The sequence below is a fragment of the Pseudogemmobacter faecipullorum genome (assembly GCF_020539525.1).
Lineage (GTDB): Bacteria > Pseudomonadota > Alphaproteobacteria > Rhodobacterales > Rhodobacteraceae > Pseudogemmobacter > Pseudogemmobacter faecipullorum.
On record NZ_JACDXX010000009.1, the window covers coordinates 107,163 to 125,426 of the forward strand.

An 18,264-nucleotide genomic window follows, 5' to 3' on the forward strand; every position below is an offset into this window, starting at 1 on the left:
AGTCGTCCCGGGCGCGTCTCACCCTGAGCGGCCTGGCGGTAAATGCAAAAGGCCCGGGCATATCCTGCCTGGGCCTTTCGTTTGCGGTCTGGTTTTTGCAGTTTCAGGGGGCGCAGCGCAGCTCTGCCAGGGCGAGGCGGATCTCGCCGGCCAGGGCTTTACGCTCCTCAGGCGTCAGAAAAGCGCCCAGTTCAACCTCGCGCCCCTCTCCCTTCAGCGTCAGATAATCCGGCACCGGCCCACCCTGCGGATAAAGCCGGACGCTGACCCAGTAGCTGTTCGCCTGCCATTCCTGCAGGCGCTGGCCGGGGCCGATGCGGCGCAGCCGGGCCTTATCGGGGCCGATCTCCAGCTCCTCACGCAGGCTGCGGTCGCGCCATGAGCGGCGCAGGGCGAACCAGATGGCCGCCAGCGCCCCGGCGATGAAGGGCAGAAGCCCCCAGAAAACCGGCGTCGCCAGCGCGGCCAGCAGCGGCAGGGCGATCAGCGCGGCAGTGGCGCCGATGAACCAGCGAAAGCCAGTCCGGCCAAGCGCCTGATAGGGCTCAAGTCGCACCTGGCGCAGTCTGGCCCGGGGGGCGGAGACAGGGGCAGGGTCGGTAAGCCAGCGATAGGGCATTGCAGCAGTCTTATCCTGAGTGACGGGGCCCTGGCGCGTTCTGGCAGCCACTGGCCCCGGGGTGCGAAAGCGAGGGGGGAGAAGAAATGCAAAAGGCCCCGGGCTGAACCCGGGGCCTTTCTTAAGCCTGATGCTTAGTGGCTGTGCGAACGATCCCAGTCTTCACGCTTGGGGAGCTGCTCGAAAGTATGCTCCGGCGGCGGGCAGGGCAGGGTCCATTCCAGCGTATCTGCATGCTCATTCCAGTAGTTGTTCTGGGTCACGCGGCGGCCTGCGAACAGGGTGTAGAGCACGACGCCGATGAAGAACAGGAACGAGGCGAAGGAGATGAAAGCACCGATCGACGAGATGTAGTTCCAGAAAGCAAAGGCTTCCGGATAGTCGATATAGCGGCGCGGCATCGCCTGACGGCCGAGGAAGTGCTGCGGGAAGAAGGTCAGGTTCGCCCCGATGAACATCGCCCAGAAGTGCAGCTGGCCAGCCCATTCCGGATACTGACGGCCCGACATTTTGCCGATCCAGAAGTAGATACCGGCGAAGATACCGAAGACCGCACCCAGCGACATCACATAGTGGAAATGCGCCACAACGTAATAGGTGTCATGGTAGCCACGGTCCAGCGGGGCCTGCGACAGAACCACACCGGTCACACCGCCAACGGTGAACAGGAACAGGAAGCCGAAGCAGAATAGCATCGGGGTTTTGAACTCAACCGAGCCGCCCCACATGGTCGCGATCCAGGAGAACACCTTAATGCCGGTCGGCACTGCGATGATCATGGTGGCGAGCATGAAATACTTCTGCTGCGACAGCGACATGCCGACGGTGTACATGTGGTGCGCCCAGACGACGAAGCCCAGAACACCGATACCGACCATAGCATAGACCATCGGCAGATAGCCGAAGATCGGCTTGCGCGAGAAGGTCGAGATCACCTGGCTGACGATGCCGAAGGCGGGCAGCACGATGATATAGACTTCCGGGTGGCCGAAGAACCACAGGATGTGCTGATAGAGGATCGGGTCGCCGCCACCGGCCGGGTTGAAGAAGTTGGTGGCGAAGTTCCGGTCGGTCAGCAGCATGGTGATAGCACCCGCCAGAACCGGCAGAGCCAGCAGGATCAGCCATGCGGTCACGAAGACAGACCAGGCGAACAGCGGCACTTTGTGCATGGTCATGCCCGGAGCGCGCATGTTCAGGAAGGTGGTGATGATATTGATCGCGCCAACGATCGAGGACATGCCCGAGAGGTGAACCGCGAAGATCGCGAGGTCCATCGAGAAGCCCGATTCAATATGCGACAGCGGCGGGTAGAGCACCCAGCCCACACCCGAGCCCAGCTGGCCGTCACCGCCCGGCGAGAAGACCGAAGCCACTGCCAGAGCCGTACCGGACACATAGAGCCAGTAGGACAGGTTGTTCATGCGCGGGAATGCCATGTCCGGCGCACCGAGCTGCAGCGGCATGAAATAGTTGCCAAAGCCGCCGAACAGCGCCGGAATCACCACGAAGAACATCATCAGGATGCCGTGGGCGGTAACGGTCACGTTCCAGAGGTGGCCATTCGGGGTACATTCGGTGGTGGCGGCTGCGGTCAGACGCATGCCTTCCATACACATGTACTGAACGCCGGGTTCCATCAGCTCCATCCGCATATAGACGGTGAAGATGACCGAGATCAGACCGACGATCGCCGAGGTGAAGAGGTAAAGGACCCCGATGTCTTTGTGGTTGGTGGACATGAACCACCGGGTGAAGAACCCCCGGTTGTCATCATGCCCGTGGATGGCTGCATCCGCCATAGGCGTCTCCCGCTATTGCACTTAGGGCCGCCAGCCCGAGGGCCGGGGCCACATTCCCTTGCTGACCTGTGTGTAGCCTTCAGGGAGGTTGCCCGCAACGGCGGATTTGATCTGCGTCATTATCCCACAGTTGCGCCAGCGGCGACAAAACCAGCCAGAGGCCAGGTAGCAGGGCGGGGAAAGCCGGGCCAGGGCGACGGGGCAGGGCAGCGCCCGGCGGCTGTCAGGCCCGGCCCCGGGGCTGATGCCGGGGGCAGGCCGTCAGGAGGGCGGGGTCTGATTTACTGGCCGGGCAAGTGAGAGGAGCGAAGAAAAGACAAGCGGATCTGCGGATCTGATCAGGTGATGATCCGGCGTATCATGCTGCTTTTATTGGGTTAATGCGGGGATTCTGCCAGCTGATGGCGTGACATTGGCAAAGCTCCCGGTTCGCTCTGGTGCAGCAGGCGACAGTTTTTGCTATGAAAGAAAGGGGGGGCTGGCCATTTGGGGAAAGGCTCAGCCCGCCGTCTCTTTTCCAGGGAGTGCAGCTGTCGCGGTCCCGCTGGCCGGGGCTTTGCTGCAGCCAGGCGCGGCGCTGGCCGGAGCAGGACTAAATGATGAGCGCGACATTGCGCTGCAGGCAGGTCAGCGCCGCTGCCGCCTCAGGCGCGCAGGCAGGCCGGGCCTTCGGCGAAAGACGGCTCAAAACGCGCCATCAGTGCCGCATCAAGCTCGGTCATGCCAACCGGCAGGCCCAGATCGACGAGGCTGGTAACACCATGATCGCGGATGCCGCAGGGAATAATGCCGCTGAAATGCGACAGATCGGGCTCAACATTGATGGAAATGCCGTGAAAGCTGATGCCGCGGCGGATTTTGATGCCGATGGCGGCAATCTTATCCTCGGCCGGGCTGCCATCGGCACTGGCCGGGCGGTCGGGACGGCTGACCCAGACCCCGACCCGGCCGGGGCGGATCTCGCCGCGGATGCCGAATTCCCCCAGGGTGCTGATCACCCAGTTCTCCAGCGCCCGCACGAAACAGCGCACATCGCCGCCGCGCGCTTTGACATCAAGCATGGTATAGATCACGCGCTGGCCCGGGCCGTGATAGGTATACTGGCCGCCGCGACCGGCGGGGAAGACCGGAAAGCGGTCGGGGGCCACCAGATCCTCGGGCTTTGCCGAGGTGCCTGAAGTATAGAGGGGCGGGTGTTCGAGCAGCCAGATCTGCTCATCCGCAGCGCCTGCCGCCATAAGCGCGACATGGGCCTCCATCGCGGCGAGGGTCTCACTATAGGGCGCAAGCCCCGGGATATGGCGCCATTCCACCTGTCACAGCCTTTCACGCAAAGGGCCCGGATGCATCGGCAGGCGCGGCTCTGGCCGCAGGCCGTATCGGGCTGATGGCTGAGATCTAGGCGGCACGGCTGGGAAGTTCAACGAATTCCGGGGCGGGAGAAGCGCCGGCGGCAGTCAGAAGGGGAATCGCACTGGAAGAATGCTGTCCAGGATGGGCCGTGATTCCCCGCCGTATCAGCGCCTTACCCTGGGGCAGAGCCCTGTCCGGGGGATAAAGGCGGGCCCTGAGCCGCGCAATTTCGCGCCGCTGCATTTTTTCCCTCGCGGGGGCTGAGCCGGGCCTGGCCCATAGCGGCTGCAGAAATTTCCTTAAATTTATGGCCCGGGCCGCGTCTGGGGTAAGCCCCGGTAATCGCTTAACAAACCCCGTGATGAAGAAAGTTACGGCTTTGGGTGAGAAAAGTTGAAATTACCCCTTTTCATCCCCGAACCGGAAGGCTAAACACCCCCTACCTGATCCGGTAAGTGCGGATGTGGCGGAATTGGTAGACGCGCAGCGTTGAGGTCGCTGTTCCTTAACCGGAGTGAAAGTTCGAGTCTTTTCATCCGCACCACCGGTCAGGCAAAACCCGCTCAGGTGGGTTTTTTGCTTTTTTGGCCCCCGGGAAATGCTGCGAGATGCTACGACAGTGCCCGGCCGGGCGCGCCGCTGCCCTTTCAGTTCAGCAGATAAAGCGCGGCATTGAGCAAAGTCGCAAAACTGACCCAGGCCAGATAGGGCAGGAACAGCCAGGCCGAGATGCGGTCAATCTGCAGCGCACGCAGCAGGAATGCGGCGATGCAGATCCACATCGGCAGAATGATCGCCAGCGCCAGCACCAGGCTTTCAGCGCCAAAGAACGCCGGGGACCAGAGAAAGTTCAGCCCCATCTGCGCCAGCCAGAAGAATTTCATCCGTCTGTCGCCGGTGCGGTACCAGCTGCGCCAGCCCGCAATACCGATCAGAATATAAAGCAGCGTCCAGACCGGGGCGAAAACCGCGCCAGGCGGGTTGAACCAGGGTTTGCTCAGTCCCGCATACCAGGGCCCGGGCTGGAAGAGGAAGCCGATCAGTGCTCCGGTGCCGACAACCAGAAGAATGAACAGGGGCAGGGCATATTTTTCCGACATCAGCTGCGTCTCTTGATTCGTGAAACCGGGCGGGAAATACGGCGCAGCCGGATTTTGTCCTGCTGCCAGAGAGGGAACAAGGGTGTAACGTCGCGCCTCAAACCGGGTTCCGCCGCCCGGACCCATGCGGATCGCTTTTGGGTTGTTTCTCATGAAGCAACAATGTGTGCCATCGCGCCGGATCTGGCGAGGCCTGCCGGATAAAAGCAGCCGTCTGGCGCGGCAGGGGGCTGCGGTCAGCGGCAGCAGAGCGTGGAGAGCATTGCCTGGTTCTGCTTTCGCCTCCCTGGTTTCGGGAGGTAGATTTGCACAATCCAGGGGCGTATTCAGCAGCAGTGTTTAGTCAGTTTTTGGGTTTTGGTCATGTTTGAATGTGTGAGCGGGCCTAAGGGCGAGGAAGCGGCTCTGGCAGCTGCGGATGCAGACTGGAGCGCATGCGAGGCGCGGATTGCGGCGGCCTTTGAAAGCCTGAAGCAACGCGAGGTGCTTGCCCTTGGCCAGGCCGGTCAGACGCAATATGACGCGCTGAGCGAGGTCGAGCGGAGCTTTCACGATGCAGCGCTTGCCGGGGCAGGGGTGCAATTCCTCGGTGCCTGTTTCTACACCCGTGAGGATGGCCAGCGCGCCCGCTCTACCGGCGAGCTGCCTATCGCGCTCTGGGCGCCCCAGGGCGATTTCGATCAGTCGATGCGCGCCATCGGTCGCGCCGTGGTCGAGGAATTCGCCAGGGTCGGTCTTCGTATCACCTGGGATGGCCGCAGCCGCAGCCGCCCGGTGGTGCGCCTGCACTGATGTCCCCGGATCGCCCCCCGGGGGCTATGTGGGGCGATGCCCGGCTGTTGCCCTGACGGGTCTGCCTGACAGAGCCGCTCCTAACCGGGGCGGTTGTCTGTTTTGTGATCATGGCCAGGCGCTTTTGGGGATGGATGACGCGGCGGCAGTGGGCTCGGCGGGCGGGATATCGATTCGAGCGGCGCAGATCTGCGGATTTGCCTGAGCGCGCTGCGCCTGAGCTGCTGATGCCAGGAAATGGTATCTGCCTGTTTTTTGGGCGATTTCTCTGGCGAGTCATCGGGATAATTGGCTGAAATTTGAAAATATGCCGCCATAATGACTGGATAAGTTAGTAATAATGGTCGTATTTCCGTAACCATGGTGGATCAGCTATTTTGATCACATCTGCCGACACTCTGCCGTTGCAATGGAAAGGGGCATTTGACTAGGCTCAGGGCAATCAGCGCAAAACAGCTGCCGGACGACAGGGGGATACCAGGTGACGGGTGATACCAAAAACGATGCTTACGTCGCTTTTGAGCATGTTCAGAAGAGTTATGACGGGGTGTCGCTGGTCGTCAAAGATCTGAACCTCTCAATCGCACGCGGTGAGTTTCTGACCATGCTCGGGCCCTCGGGCTCGGGCAAGACCACCTGCCTGATGATGCTGGCCGGGTTCGAGACCGCGACCCATGGCGAGATCCGTCTCGATGGCCGCCCGATAAATCAGGTGCCGCCGCATAAACGCGGCATTGGCATGGTGTTCCAGAATTACGCGCTTTTCCCGCATATGACCGTGGGCGAAAATCTCGCCTTCCCGCTGGAAGTGCGCGGCATGGGCAAGGATGAGCGCGAGACCCGGATTAAACGGGCGCTGGATATGGTGCAGATGGGGGCCTTTACCGCCCGCCGCCCGGCCCAGCTCTCGGGCGGGCAGCAGCAGCGTATCGCTTTGGCGCGCGCGCTTGTGTTCGATCCGAAGCTGGTGCTGATGGATGAGCCGCTCGGTGCGCTCGACAAACAGCTGCGCGAGCATATGCAGTTTGAAATCAAGCGCCTGCATGAAAGCCTTGGCATTACCGTGGTCTATGTGACCCATGACCAGGGCGAGGCGCTGACCATGTCGGACCGGGTCGCGGTGTTCAATGATGGCCGGATCCAGCAGCTTGCCCCGCCGGCCGATCTTTATGAGCGGCCCGAAAACAGCTTTGTCGCCCAGTTCATTGGCGAGAATAACAAGCTGCAGGGCGTGATTGAGCAGATCGAGGGCGATAAGGCGCTGGTGCGTCTGGCCTCGGGCGAGCTGATCGATGCCACCCCGGTGAATGTGACGCAGAAGGGCGAGAAGACCCTGGTCTCGATCCGCCCCGAACGCGTCGAATTCAAGAGCGAGATGATGCCCGCCGGTGCGCATACGCTGGAGGCTGAGGTGCTGGAGGTCATCTATATGGGCGACATTCTGCGCACCCGGCTGCGCGTTGCGGGCTCGGATGATTTCGTGATGAAATGCCGCAATACCCTGTCGCAGACCCGGCTGAACCCGGGCGAGAAAGTCCGGGTGGGCTGGCATCCGCTCGACGCGCGGGCGCTCGACGCCTGAGCGCAGGCAGCTCAGAATTCCCGGGAACCGGCAAAATAGCCGGAGCCGGGCAGGCCAGAGAACTCTGGCCGAACCAACATAACAAGGGAGTGCTATTCTATGAACAAACTGCTGTTTCTGACGACGGCTCTGGTCGCCGCGGCTTCGGTTGCCCGTGCAGATGTGAATGTGCTCAGCTGGGGCGGGGCCTATGGCAACAGCCATAATGAGGCTTATATCAAGCCCTTCGCCGCCGAAACCGGGATCAAAATCTCGATGTCGGATGCCGATAACCCGGCCACCCCGGTCAAAGCCATGGTTGAGGCGGGCAATGTCACCGTGAACGTGGCTTCGGTGGAATATGCCGATGCCGTGCGTCTGTGCGACGAGGGCCTGCTTGAGGAGATTGACCCGGCGATCCTGCTGCCGGCCGCCGATGGCACCGCTGCGACCGATGATTTCATCGCCGGTGCGGTGACGCCCTGCTTCATCGGCACCGATGTCTACACCATGGCCATCGCTTTTGATGACAGCAAATTTGCCGATGCCAAGCCTGCCAGCCCGGCCGATTTCTTCGATACCGCGAAATTCCCCGGCAAGCGCACCATGCGCAAGGGCGCGAAATTCAACCTCGAATTCGCGCTGATGGCAGATGGCGTGCCGGCGGCGGAAGTCTATGACATGCTCGGCACCCCGGAAGGTGTGGACCGCGCTTTCGCCAAGCTCGACACCCTCAAAAATGACATGATCTGGTGGGAAGCCGGTGCCCAGGCACCGCAGCTGCTCGCCGATGGCGAAGTCGCCATGGCCTATGCGTTCAACGGCCGGATCTTCTCGGCCGCGACCACCGATAATAAGCCCTTCAAAATCGTCTGGGATGGCCAGGTCTATGAGATGGAAGGCTGGGTGGTGCCGAAAGGTGCCCCGGATCTGGAAGATGCGATGAAATTCATCGCCTTCTCGACCGGCACCGGCCCGCAGGCCCGCGCGGCTGAATTCATCAGCTATGGCCCGCCGCGCGCTTCGGCAGCGGCTGCGGTTGGCAATTTCAACGGCACCGATATTCCGATGGCGCCGAACCTGCCGACCACGGCGGCGAATATGACCAATGCCCTGGCATCCAATCTCGATTTCTGGGTCGATCATGACGCCGAGCTGAATGAGCGCTTCAACTCCTGGCTGCTCGCCAACTGAGACCTGCTCTCTGTGATCCGGGGGCCGCACTGGCCCCCGGTTTTCTGCACGACCCCTGTGCCAGATCCGCAGCCGGTGCTGTCGCCGGGCTCCGGAAGGGGCAGGGGCTGGCTTTATGCCTGAACGCGCCTGGCGAGAATGGACCTGAGATGACCGAGGCAATCCTGCTGACCACTGCCGATGGCCGCCCGCTGAAAGAGGCCCTTGCCCGCGCCCAGTCAAAGGCGAAGCGGCGGGCCTTTTTCCTCGTGCTGCCGCTTTTGCTGTTTATCATGCTGACTTTCGTGATCCCGATCGGTCAGATGTTGCAGCGTTCGGTCTATCATGACGGCTTTTCGCGCTCGGCCCCGTCGCTTGCAGCCTGGTTTGACGCCAATGCCAGCGGCACCGCGCCCGATGAGGCCGCCTATGCCGCGCTGGCTGCCGATCTGGTCTATATGAAGGAAAAAAAACTCGCCGGTGAGGCCGGAACCCGGCTGAATTACGCCGTACCTGGCACCCGTTCGCTGGTGACCTCGGCAGCGCGTGGCGCCGATAAGCTTGAGCCGCCCTTCAAAGAGGCGCTGCTCGCGGAAGATAAGAAATGGGGCGAGCCGCTGATCTGGGCTGCGATGCGCGAGGCCTCCTCGCCCTGGACCACGGATTTCTATCTGACCGGCCTTGATATGGAACGCGCCGCCGATGGCTCTGCGGTACGGGTGGCCGAAAATAAGCAGGTCTATGTCCAGCTTTACCTGCGCACCTTCGTCATCTCGGCGATCATCACCGTGATCTGCCTGCTGCTGGCCTTCCCGATTGCCCATCTGCTGGCGACCTTGCCGATGGCTAAGGCCAATCTGCTGATGATCCTGGTGCTGCTGCCATTCTGGACCTCGCTGCTGGTGCGCACCACCTCGTGGATTGTGCTGCTGCAGGGCCAGGGGGTGATCAATTCATTCCTGGTCTGGCTCGGAGTGATCAGCGAGGAGGGCCGTCTGACCATGATCTATAATCAGACCGGCACGATCATCGTCATGGTGCATATCCTGCTGCCCTTTATGGTGCTGCCGCTCTATTCGGTGATGCGGGTCATTCCACCGAGCTATGCCCGCGCGGCGCGCTCGCTCGGGGCAACCTCCTGGACCACCTTCCGCCGGATCTATCTGCCGCAGACCCTGCCGGGGATCGGCGCGGGCGTGCTGCTCGTCTTCATCCTGGCGGTTGGCTATTACATCACCCCCGCCCTGGTCGGCGGCGCAGATGGCCAGCTGTTCTCGAACCAGATCCAGTTCCATATGAGCAAATCGAACTGGAGCCAGGCGGCGGCGCTTGCGGCCATGCTGCTGGCCGGGGTGCTGCTGCTCTACTGGCTCTATGACCGCCTCGTCGGCATTGACAAACTGAAGCTCGGCTGAGGAGCGAAATCATGGCCCTTCCCACCTATGCCGATCCGCTGGAGCGCGCCTGGTATTATGCCTATCTGGTGATCTGCACGCTGATCTTCATCTTCCTGATCGTGCCGATCCTGGTGATCATCCCGCTGTCATTCAATGCCGAGCCCTATTTCACCTTCAGCGAGAAGATGCTGACCTTCGATCCCGAGGGCTATTCTTTGCGCTGGTATAAGGCGCTGGTCTCGGTGGGGATGCAGGCGCCTGAGGCCAGCGAGGGCTGGTGGCAGGATATGTGGACCAATGCCACCTGGGTGAAAGCGGCCAAGAACTCGCTGATCATCGGCCTCTGGTCCACCATTCTCGCGACCGTGCTCGGCACTCTTGCCGCGCTTGGCCTCAGCCGCCCGGAAATGCCCTGGCGCCGGCTGATCATGGCGGTGCTGATCTCGCCGATGATCGTGCCGATCATCATCGTCGGCACCGGCATGTTCTTCTTCTACTCGAACCCCTGCGGTGTCATCGGTCTGACCTGTGGCAGCGAGGCCCAGCCCTGGCGCCTGACCTCGACCTATACCGGGGTGATCATGGCCCATGCCGCGCTTGGTATTCCTTTCGTGATCATTACCGTCACCGCCACATTGTCGGGCTTTGATCAGTCGCTGATCCGGGCGGCTGCCAGCCTCGGGGCCAATCCGCGCATCACCTTCTTTAAAGTAGTGATGCCGCTGATCCTGCCGGGGGTGATCTCGGGCGCGCTCTTCGCCTTTGTCACCTCGTTTGACGAGGTGGTGGCGGTGCTGTTTATCGGCTCGGACCAGCAGCAGACCATTCCGCGCCAGATGTGGAACGGTATCCGCGAGCAGATCAGCCCGGCAATTCTTGCGGTGGCGACGATCCTGGTGGTGATCTCGATTGCGCTGCTGACCACGATCGAGCTGCTGCGCCGCCGCTCGGACCGGCTGCGCGGGGTGACCGGGCGCTGAGCGGATCCGCTCCCGCGGAAATCAGGGGCCGGGGGGAACAGAGGCCGGGAAAATCAGGGGCCGGGGGGAAACCTCCGGCCCTTTTTCATGGAGGGGGGACGCGCTTCATCGATGTGACCGGATGACCCGGCGGGTAATCAGGGCAGAAGCTGCAGCCAGATCCAGACCGAGAGGATCGAGAAGGCAGTGCCGAACAGCACCGCCGAGGCATTCACCCGCTTGGCCACGCCATACATATGGGCAAACATATAGGCATTGGCGCCGGGCGCCATGGCGGCGGTGACCACGACCGAGCGCAGACCGGCATCCTCAAGGCTGAAGATGCCGCGCGCGACGCCCCAGGCAATGGCGGGATGAATGACCAGCGAGACGGTGCAGATGGTGATAATCACCATCCGGTCGCCCTCGGGCCGGTAGCGCCAGAGCACGCCGCCAAGGCCAAACAAAGCGGCGGGCAGGGCGGCTTTGGCCATCATCGCGGTTGCGGCCAGCAGCATATCGGGCAGGGGCAGACCGCTGAGATTGAGGGCAAAGCCGCAGAGAATGCCAAAGACCAGCGGCTGCAGCAGAATGGCGCGGGTGATCTTGCGCGCGAGATCAAGCGCCGAGAGCCCCTCACCGCGCGAGCGCGCCCATTCCATCAGGCTGATGCCAAGGCCGTAAAACAGCGGCGAATGGATCGAGAGAATGGCAATATTGCCGGTCAGGGCATCGGGCCCATAGGCCCGCTCGGTGATCGGCAGGCCGAGCAGCAGCGAGTTTGAGAACATGCCGGCAAAGCCAATCGCCACCGCATCGGTGAGCGGACGGCGAAACAGCCAGCGCGCCGCGACAAAGCACAGAGCAAAGCCCGAAAAAGCGCCGCTGTAAAATGACAGCATCAGCGCCGGGCTATAGGCGCTGGAGAGATCAAGCTGAGCCACGCCGAGAAACAGCACACAGGGCAGAGCAAAGCCCTGGGCAAAGCGCATCAGCCCGTCGACGGCGCTGTCACTGAACCAGCCCCGCCAGGCGGCAATCCAGCCAAAGCCGATGACCAGAAACACCGGCAGAATGACATCAAGTAAAGCAGACATGGGCTACAGGCTCCTGATCCCGGCTCGGCTCCGGCAGGCCCGGGGCCTCAGCCGGGCAGATCGTAGCAGATCGTCATTCCGTCAAAGGCCGGGCGGATCTCTGGCGGCAATTCGCCCAGCAGGGTCTGATAATCCAGATCCAGATGCATATTGGTCAGCACGGCGCGGGCCGGTTTTGCCCGGGCAATCCAGTCCAGCGCCATGGCCAGATGGGCATGGGTCGGATGCGGCCTGCGGCGCAAAGCATCGACGATCAGACAATCCAGTCCCGCAAGCACCGGCCAGCTTGCCGCCGGGATCGCCACCGCATCGGGCAGATAGGCCAGGTCCTGGATCCGGAAGCCCAGAGCATCCATCGTGCCGTGATCGGCCTCAAACGGGGTGAAGCGGATCGCTCCGCCAGGCCCCGGCACCTCAAACGGGCCGGAAATGGTGTTCAGCGTCAGGATCGGCGGATAGGCACTGTCGGCGGGCTGGACGAAAGCATAGCCAAAGCGCGACAGCAAAGCCTCCTGGGTCGGGCCATCGGCCCAGACCGGCAGGCGGTGCCCCATATTCAGCACCACCTGGCGCAGATCATCAAGGCCGTGCACATGATCGGCATGGCTATGGGTATAGACCACGCCGTCGAGCTGCCCGACCCCGGCCGAGATCAGCTGTTCGCGCAGATCCGGCCCGGTATCGATCACCACGCGCGTTACCGCCTCGCCTGCGAAACGCTCGACCAGCAGGGCGCAGCGGCGGCGGCGGTTCTTCGGCTCGCCCGGGTCACAATCGCCCCAGTCGCCGCCGATCCGCGGCACCCCGCCCGAAGAGCCGCAGCCCAGAATGGTAAAGCGCAGCCGGTTCATGAGCGGTTTCGTCCCCAGTCTGCGGCCCGCGGGAACAGGCGGTCAAAATTCTCGCTGGTTGCCCGGGCGAATTCTGCCGCGCTGAGGCCATAAAGCCTGGCCCCCACCGCCGCGGTATGGGCGACATAGGCCGGCTCATTGCGGCGGCCGCGATGGGGCGGCGGCGCCAGATAGGGGCTGTCGGTTTCCACGAGGATCCGCTCGAGCGGCGCGGCGGCGAAGATATCGCGGATCTCCTGGCTTTTCGGGAAAGCAGCAATGCCCGACATCGACAGATAAAAGCCCATCTCCAGCGCGGCCCCGGCCAGGCGCGGCCCCGAGGAGAAGCAATGCATCACCGCGCTATAGGGCGCTTCTTTCAGCCCCTCGGCCAGGATCTTCTCCATATCCTCATCGGCATTGCGGGCATGAATCACCAAGGGCAGCCCGCTTTGCTGGGCGGCGGTGATATGTTCGCGCAGGCTGATCAGCTGGGCCTCGCGGGTTTCGGGCGTGTAGTGGAAATCAAGGCCGGTTTCGCCAAAAGCGACGAATTTCTCATGATGGCTGAGCGCGATCAGTTCAGTCGCAGTGATCTTTGGCTCTTCGGTGACATGCAAAGGATGCACGCCATAGGTGAAGAAGACGCCGGGATGGCTTTCGGCCAGGCTCTGGCAATAGGGCAGATTGGCAATGCGGGTGCAGATGGTGACCATCCGGGTCACCCCGGCGGCCCGGGCACGCGCAACCAGCTGATCGACCTCGCCGTTAAAATCGGCAAAGTCGAGATGGCAATGGCTGTCTACCAGTTCGGGGAGAGCGGTCAGGTCGGGAGAGGTCGCGTCGGGCATTTTCATCCGTTGGCGAGCTGTCCCGCCGTAGCGTCGATTTGCAGGAGGATATCCATGAGAAGGGCTGCGGGGTCAAGGTTAACCGCCTTGCCGCGTCTGGCCCGGGCGGTCAGGGTCTGGGCCAGCCCGGCCCAGGGCAGAGCCGCACCGGCATGGGGGGCGAGTTTCGCGAACAGCTCGGCCTCTCCCGGGGCGGCCTCGGGCGGGGTCTGGCGCCGGGCTGCGGCCCGGGCGAGGCGGGACAGGAAAAGATCAATCTGGGTCAGGATCAGATCGAATTTCTCGGCCGCACCACGCGCCGCCGCCTGTTCGGCCAGCGCCAGCGCCCGGTCGCGGTCAAGGCGTGGCAGGGTGGAAAACAGCCGCACAAGGCCGGCATAGGTTTTCAACCCGTCGAGATTGGTCAGCCGGAACGCCTCACCCGCCGAGCCGCCCGCCAGTTCCGCCAGCGCATCACGATCCTCGGGCTCAATCGCGCCCCCGGCCTGGGTCAGCGCATCCGAGAGATCCCCGGCCCCGAGCGGGGCGAGCCGCAGCTCGCGGCAGCGCGAGCGGATCGTGGGCAGCAGCCGGGCGGGCTGATGCGAGATCAGCAGGAACACCGCCCGGGGCGGCGGCTCTTCCAGCAGTTTCAGCAGGCCATTGGCGGCATTGGGGTTCATCTCATCCACGCTGTCGACAATGGCGACGCGCTTGCCGCCATCCGCCGCCGAGAGGCTGAAGAAATTTTTCAGCCTGCGGGTATCATCAATGGTGATGAACTGCGACAGCGCATTGCCTTTGTCATTGGCGGTGCGGCGCAACAGGGCGAGGCGCGGCTCGGCCAGGGCACGCATCCGCCGTGCCACCGGGCTTTCGGGATCGGTCCCGAGGCTTTGCGGCTTTTCCGGCGCGCCAAACAGACCGGCAGGTCCGGCCTCGGGCGTGGTCAGGAGAAAACGCGCGATCCGCCAGGCCAGTGTTGCCTTGCCGATGCCTTTGGCCCCGGTCAGCATCCAGGCATGATGCAGCCGGCCGGTGTTAAAGGCGCGCAGGAAATCCGCCTCGGCGCTGTGCTGCCCAAACAGGGCTGCAGTGTCGCGCGGATGGGGCGCACCCTCGACGCAATCGGGTTCGGGAAGCTCAGTCTCTGCCATAGCCTGTCATCGCTGGCGCCGGGAGGCGGTGTCAAGGGCCGGGTGCTGGCATCGCCCCACCAGGGGCGCGGGGTCAGCGCGGGGAAAGCGGGACAGCGTCGCGCAGGGCGGCGCGCACGGCTTCGGCCACCCTGTCCTGCGTGCCCGCGCCGTCGATCACCCGGAACCGCTCCGGCGCGGCCCCGGCAAGGGCGAGAAAGCCCTCGCGCACCCGGGTCTGGAAGCCAAGCCCCATATCCTCAAACCGCATTTCGCTGCCCTGGCGGGCCTGGGCGCGGGCCAGGCCAAGCGCCGGCTCCAGATCGATCAGCAGGGTCAGATCCGGCTCGCGCCCGATCATCAGCCGGTGCAGCTGATCGACCATGGCGCTGAGATCACCCCGGGTCAGGCCCTGAAACACCCTTGTGCTGTCGGCAAAGCGGTCACAGATCACCACCTCGCCGCGCGCAAGTGCCGGCAGGACGGTCTTTTCCAGATGATCGCGCCTTGCGGCGGTGAACAGCAGGATTTCGGTCTCGGGCGACCAGCGATCAGCATCGCCCTCAAGCACGAGGCTGCGGATCTGCTCGGCCCCGGCCGAGCCTCCAGGCTCACGGGTGAGGGTGACCTGATGGCCCTCGGCCCGCAGGGTTTCGGCCAGACGGCGGGCCTGGGTGCTTTTGCCCGACCCGTCGATGCCTTCGAAAGAAAGAAACAGTCCGGCCAAGAGATCAGCTCGCCGGGCTGGCGGCTTCACCCGCGACATGTTTGGACCAGAGCACACCGGCGGTGGTGCTGAGGCGGCGCAGGAAACCGGCTTTCGGTACCGAGGTTTCCGCCACCAGCGGCACGCGGTGATCGGGCAGGCCGGGCACGCGGATGATCAGCTCGGCCAGTTCAGCCCCGGCCTCAATCGGCGCCGGGACCGGGCCGGTATAGACCACCTCGGCCTCAAGACTGGTCTGACCCATGGTCGGGACCAGAAGTTTCAGATCCTTTGCCGGCACCAGACCGACCTTCGAGCTTTCGCCCATGAAAACATTGGCTTCGGTCACCCTTGTGCCGCCGGTTACCACGGTTTTTGCCGCGAACTGGCGAAAGGCCCAGTTCACGATAGCCTCAGATTCGCGCGCCCGCGCCGCATCATTGGCAAGGCCGGTGATGACAAAGACCACGCGCCGCCCGTCATCTTTGACCGCCGAGCCGACCAGGCCATAGCCCGCTTCTTCGGTATGGCCGGTTTTCAGCCCATCGGCCTTCCAGTCGCCGCCTTTGATGCGCAGGAGCGGATTGCGGTTCTCGCTGTTGGAGGGGACGCGGTCTTTATAGACAAAGCCGGTCATGGCAAACATCGGATAATATTCGGGATATTCCTCGATCAGCCGCACCGCCAGAATACCCAGATCCTCAAGGCTCATGCGCTGACCCGGATCGGGCCAGCCCGAGGCATTGGCAAAGGAGGAATGGGTCATGCCAAGCTCACGCGCGCGCTCGGTCATCAGCCGCGCAAAGGCCTCTTCCGATCCGGCCATGCCCTCGGCCACCACCACACAGGCATCATTTCCGGAATTGATGATGATGCCATGCAGCAGCTCTTCAATCGTCGGACGGTCGTCGGGTTTGACGAACATTTTCGAGCCGCCCATCTTCCAGGCCTTTTCCGAGACCGGGAAAGTATCGCTCATCTGCAGCCGGCCCGATTGCAGCGCTTCAAACACCATATTGATGGTCATCAGCTTTGACATCGAGGCCGGCGGCAGCGGCTCGGTGGCATTCTTGTCGAGCAGCACCGTATGGGTCGAGACATCATAGACCCAGGCCGCGCGGGCCTCGGTTTCAAAGGCCTTGGCCGGGGCGGCGCAGGCGATGATCACAGCTGCGATGGCCTGCAGTGCTCTGAAGCGGCGGAGGGGCATTGGTGCTCCTATTTTAACAGATAGGCATCGGCAAAGCCGGCAGCCTTGATTTTCTTCAGAAGCGCCGCATCACCGCGGGTGACAACAGTCCAGTAATCCTTGCCGCTGGCGCTTTCCTTGCGCTTCGTGGCCTGGACCCCGGCTTTGGCGAGCGCATCGACGGCGCGGGTGGCATTGGTTTCAACCGAGAAGAAGCCGATCTGGATCGGACGACCCGATCCGGCAGCGGCGGGGGCCGCGGCGGCGGGTTTTGTCGCCGCTGCTTTGGCAGGCTCTGGCCTGGCCGCCGCAGCCTTGCCGGGGGCAGGCTTATTGGCGGCAGGGGGGGAGGCCTCTGCCGCCAGGATGGCGGCGCTTGCGCCAGCGGCAACCGGAGCGGCACCTGCTGGGGTGGCGAGGGGGGCTGCGCTGACCCCGCCGGCATCATAGCTGCCCGGGGCGGCCGCTTTGGCGGCGGCCAGGCTTTCATTGCTGTCAAGCACCGGCGCGGCGGGGGCTTTGCTCTCGGCCTGTTCGCGGCGCAAAGCGGTTACCGACAGCTTTGCCGGCTGGCCTGCCAGCAGGCCAAGCGCATCCGCCGCATCCGAGCTGATCTGCAGTTTCGGGCCGGGATTGTCGCGCTCGCGCTTAAACAGCGCGCCGATGACGAATTTGCCATTGGCGGGGTTGCGCATAATCACCCGCTCGGGATCGGTCACATCGGGCGAGGCCACCCAGACGCCGCCGAGGGAAGGCCGGCCGTCCCAGAGCGCCTGATCGCTGACCTGAAACACCTGGGGGGCCTCAACATCGCGTTCGACAATCCGGGTCGAGCGCTGGGTTTTCGGTGCCGCCACCTCTCCCGGGGCGGCGGCTTCGCTGCTGTCGCTGCCGGCAACGCATCCGGCCAGAGCCATCGCCGCACCACCGGCCAGCAAGAGCTGCACCAGCGGGCGCAAAGCTGCCCGGGCCGGGCCAGCCGTGGTGATATCCGTCTCCGCCTGAAGAACTGCTCTGATCATCTGCGCCTCTTGCGGCGCGGTCTGCGCCGCGCTTGGGTTGTTCTGATAACTTTGTCCGGGAACCGGGCCGAAAGGGATGGTGTAAACTGACTTGATAAACTGACCATAGGTATCGCAGATCTGCCTGCCCGGCCCGGGAACGGGCCTGAACCTGCGCTGCGGAAAAATACTGTTTCCTGCTGGCGCAATCATAGTCAGAGCGCGCGGTCAAGGAAAGGCCTCAGCGTCCGGGGCGGGATCACGAAGCAAGGAAAGGCCTGGCAGGCGCAGGGGAGAGAATCACCGGGGAGGGGCGGTGGTCCGCAAGGGCGTCACACCGGGAATTGATCGGGCATGGCCGGGTCTGCTGGCTTTTGCCGGGCGGGCAGGGACCCAGTAAATTAAGGCTGCGGCCCTGGACAAGCGAAACCAGAGCCCTGGCGGATTGCGAAGGGTTCTGGACGCGGCCGCCGGCTTGTGATTACAACGGGATGCGCTGTCGCCGCGCCGGAGCTTTGCCCGGCTCGGGGCCCGCGCCTGCGGACAGGTGGCCGAGTGGTTTAAGGCTCTAGTCTTGAAAACTAGCGTGCGGGGAACCGTACCGTGGGTTCGAATCCCACCCTGTCCGCCACGTTAGTATGAAACCGGGAACGCCGATTCCCGCCGATTTCCCTCCCTTCGTGGCCATGAGCGTCTTCAACAGGACGTTTTTGTTGCCT

General features: G+C 63.2%; 16 protein-coding genes and 2 tRNA genes. 7 read left to right on the forward strand and 11 right to left on the reverse strand.

Annotated features, from left to right (window positions below; all coding sequences use genetic code 11):
* Positions 1 to 103 precede the first annotated feature (103 nt).
* The 3 genes from H0485_RS11335 to lipB all read right to left on the reverse strand — a co-directional run bounded on the left by H0485_RS11335 (position 104) and on the right by lipB (position 3,734).
* Positions 104 to 619, reverse strand: a complete 516-nt coding sequence (locus H0485_RS11335; RefSeq protein ID WP_226935610.1) for a DUF2244 domain-containing protein — start codon at positions 617 to 619, stop codon at positions 104 to 106.
* Positions 620 to 753: 134 nt separating this feature from the next.
* Positions 754 to 2,421 (reverse strand): cytochrome c oxidase subunit I, encoded by a 1,668-nt coding sequence (gene ctaD / locus H0485_RS11340; protein ID WP_226935612.1) that lies wholly within the window; start codon positions 2,419 to 2,421, stop codon positions 754 to 756.
* Positions 2,422 to 3,065: 644 nt separating this feature from the next.
* Positions 3,066 to 3,734, reverse strand: coding sequence for a lipoyl(octanoyl) transferase LipB (gene lipB / locus H0485_RS11345; protein WP_226935614.1), 669 nt, complete (start codon positions 3,732 to 3,734; stop codon positions 3,066 to 3,068).
* Positions 3,735 to 4,231: 497 nt separating this feature from the next.
* On the opposite strand from lipB, the gene H0485_RS11350 reads away from it, so the two are divergent.
* Positions 4,232 to 4,318, forward strand: a tRNA-Leu gene (locus H0485_RS11350).
* A gap of 103 nt (positions 4,319 to 4,421) precedes the next feature.
* On the opposite strand, the gene H0485_RS11355 is transcribed toward H0485_RS11350, so the two are convergent.
* Positions 4,422 to 4,874 carry a TspO/MBR family protein gene (locus H0485_RS11355; RefSeq protein WP_226935616.1) on the reverse strand — a complete coding sequence of 151 codons (453 nt, stop codon included), beginning with the start codon at positions 4,872 to 4,874 and terminating at the stop codon, positions 4,422 to 4,424.
* A 363-nt stretch (positions 4,875 to 5,237) separates the two neighbouring features.
* Between H0485_RS11355 and H0485_RS11360 the strand changes: the two genes are divergently transcribed.
* The 5 genes from H0485_RS11360 (at position 5,238) to H0485_RS11380 (ending at position 10,777) form a co-directional block, all read left to right on the forward strand.
* The gene (locus H0485_RS11360; RefSeq protein WP_226935618.1) at positions 5,238 to 5,666 is read left to right on the forward strand and encodes a DUF6891 domain-containing protein; all 429 of its coding nucleotides are present in this window, start codon (positions 5,238 to 5,240) and stop codon (positions 5,664 to 5,666) included.
* A 481-nt stretch (positions 5,667 to 6,147) separates the two neighbouring features.
* The gene (locus H0485_RS11365; RefSeq protein WP_226935620.1) at positions 6,148 to 7,248 is read left to right on the forward strand and encodes an ABC transporter ATP-binding protein; all 1,101 of its coding nucleotides are present in this window, start codon (positions 6,148 to 6,150) and stop codon (positions 7,246 to 7,248) included.
* A 99-nt stretch (positions 7,249 to 7,347) separates the two neighbouring features.
* Positions 7,348 to 8,421, forward strand: coding sequence for an ABC transporter substrate-binding protein (locus H0485_RS11370; protein ID WP_226935622.1), 1,074 nt, complete (start codon positions 7,348 to 7,350; stop codon positions 8,419 to 8,421).
* Positions 8,422 to 8,570: 149 nt separating this feature from the next.
* Positions 8,571 to 9,815 carry an ABC transporter permease gene (locus H0485_RS11375; RefSeq protein WP_226935624.1) on the forward strand — a complete coding sequence of 415 codons (1,245 nt, stop codon included), beginning with the start codon at positions 8,571 to 8,573 and terminating at the stop codon, positions 9,813 to 9,815.
* Between the two features lie 11 nt (positions 9,816 to 9,826).
* Positions 9,827 to 10,777: an ABC transporter permease gene (locus H0485_RS11380; protein ID WP_226935627.1), complete on the forward strand. Its 951-nt coding sequence runs from the start codon at positions 9,827 to 9,829 to the stop codon at positions 10,775 to 10,777.
* A gap of 137 nt (positions 10,778 to 10,914) precedes the next feature.
* On the opposite strand, the gene H0485_RS11385 is transcribed toward H0485_RS11380, so the two are convergent.
* The 7 genes from H0485_RS11385 to H0485_RS11415 all read right to left on the reverse strand — a co-directional run bounded on the left by H0485_RS11385 (position 10,915) and on the right by H0485_RS11415 (position 17,566).
* Complete coding sequence (locus H0485_RS11385; RefSeq protein ID WP_226935629.1) at positions 10,915 to 11,853, reverse strand: AEC family transporter; 939 nt, start codon at positions 11,851 to 11,853, stop codon at positions 10,915 to 10,917.
* A 47-nt stretch (positions 11,854 to 11,900) separates the two neighbouring features.
* Positions 11,901 to 12,704 carry an MBL fold metallo-hydrolase gene (locus H0485_RS11390; protein WP_226935631.1) on the reverse strand — a complete coding sequence of 268 codons (804 nt, stop codon included), beginning with the start codon at positions 12,702 to 12,704 and terminating at the stop codon, positions 11,901 to 11,903.
* A complete protein-coding gene (locus H0485_RS11395) occupies positions 12,701 to 13,534 on the reverse strand; it encodes a TatD family hydrolase (RefSeq protein WP_226935632.1) in 834 nt (277 codons plus the stop codon). The genes H0485_RS11390 and H0485_RS11395 overlap by 4 nt, the downstream gene beginning before the upstream one ends.
* Before the next feature lie 2 nt (positions 13,535 to 13,536).
* Positions 13,537 to 14,670 (reverse strand): DNA polymerase III subunit delta', encoded by a 1,134-nt coding sequence (locus tag H0485_RS11400; protein WP_226935634.1) that lies wholly within the window; start codon positions 14,668 to 14,670, stop codon positions 13,537 to 13,539.
* A gap of 73 nt (positions 14,671 to 14,743) precedes the next feature.
* Complete coding sequence (tmk, locus tag H0485_RS11405; RefSeq protein ID WP_435531496.1) at positions 14,744 to 15,376, reverse strand: dTMP kinase; 633 nt, start codon at positions 15,374 to 15,376, stop codon at positions 14,744 to 14,746.
* Positions 15,377 to 15,380: 4 nt separating this feature from the next.
* Positions 15,381 to 16,565: a D-alanyl-D-alanine carboxypeptidase family protein gene (locus H0485_RS11410; protein WP_226935638.1), complete on the reverse strand. Its 1,185-nt coding sequence runs from the start codon at positions 16,563 to 16,565 to the stop codon at positions 15,381 to 15,383.
* Between the two features lie 8 nt (positions 16,566 to 16,573).
* Positions 16,574 to 17,566: an SPOR domain-containing protein gene (locus tag H0485_RS11415; protein ID WP_226935640.1), complete on the reverse strand. Its 993-nt coding sequence runs from the start codon at positions 17,564 to 17,566 to the stop codon at positions 16,574 to 16,576.
* Positions 17,567 to 18,086: 520 nt separating this feature from the next.
* On the opposite strand from H0485_RS11415, the gene H0485_RS11420 reads away from it, so the two are divergent.
* Positions 18,087 to 18,176 (forward strand) — tRNA-Ser (locus H0485_RS11420).
* Positions 18,177 to 18,264 lie beyond the last annotated feature (88 nt).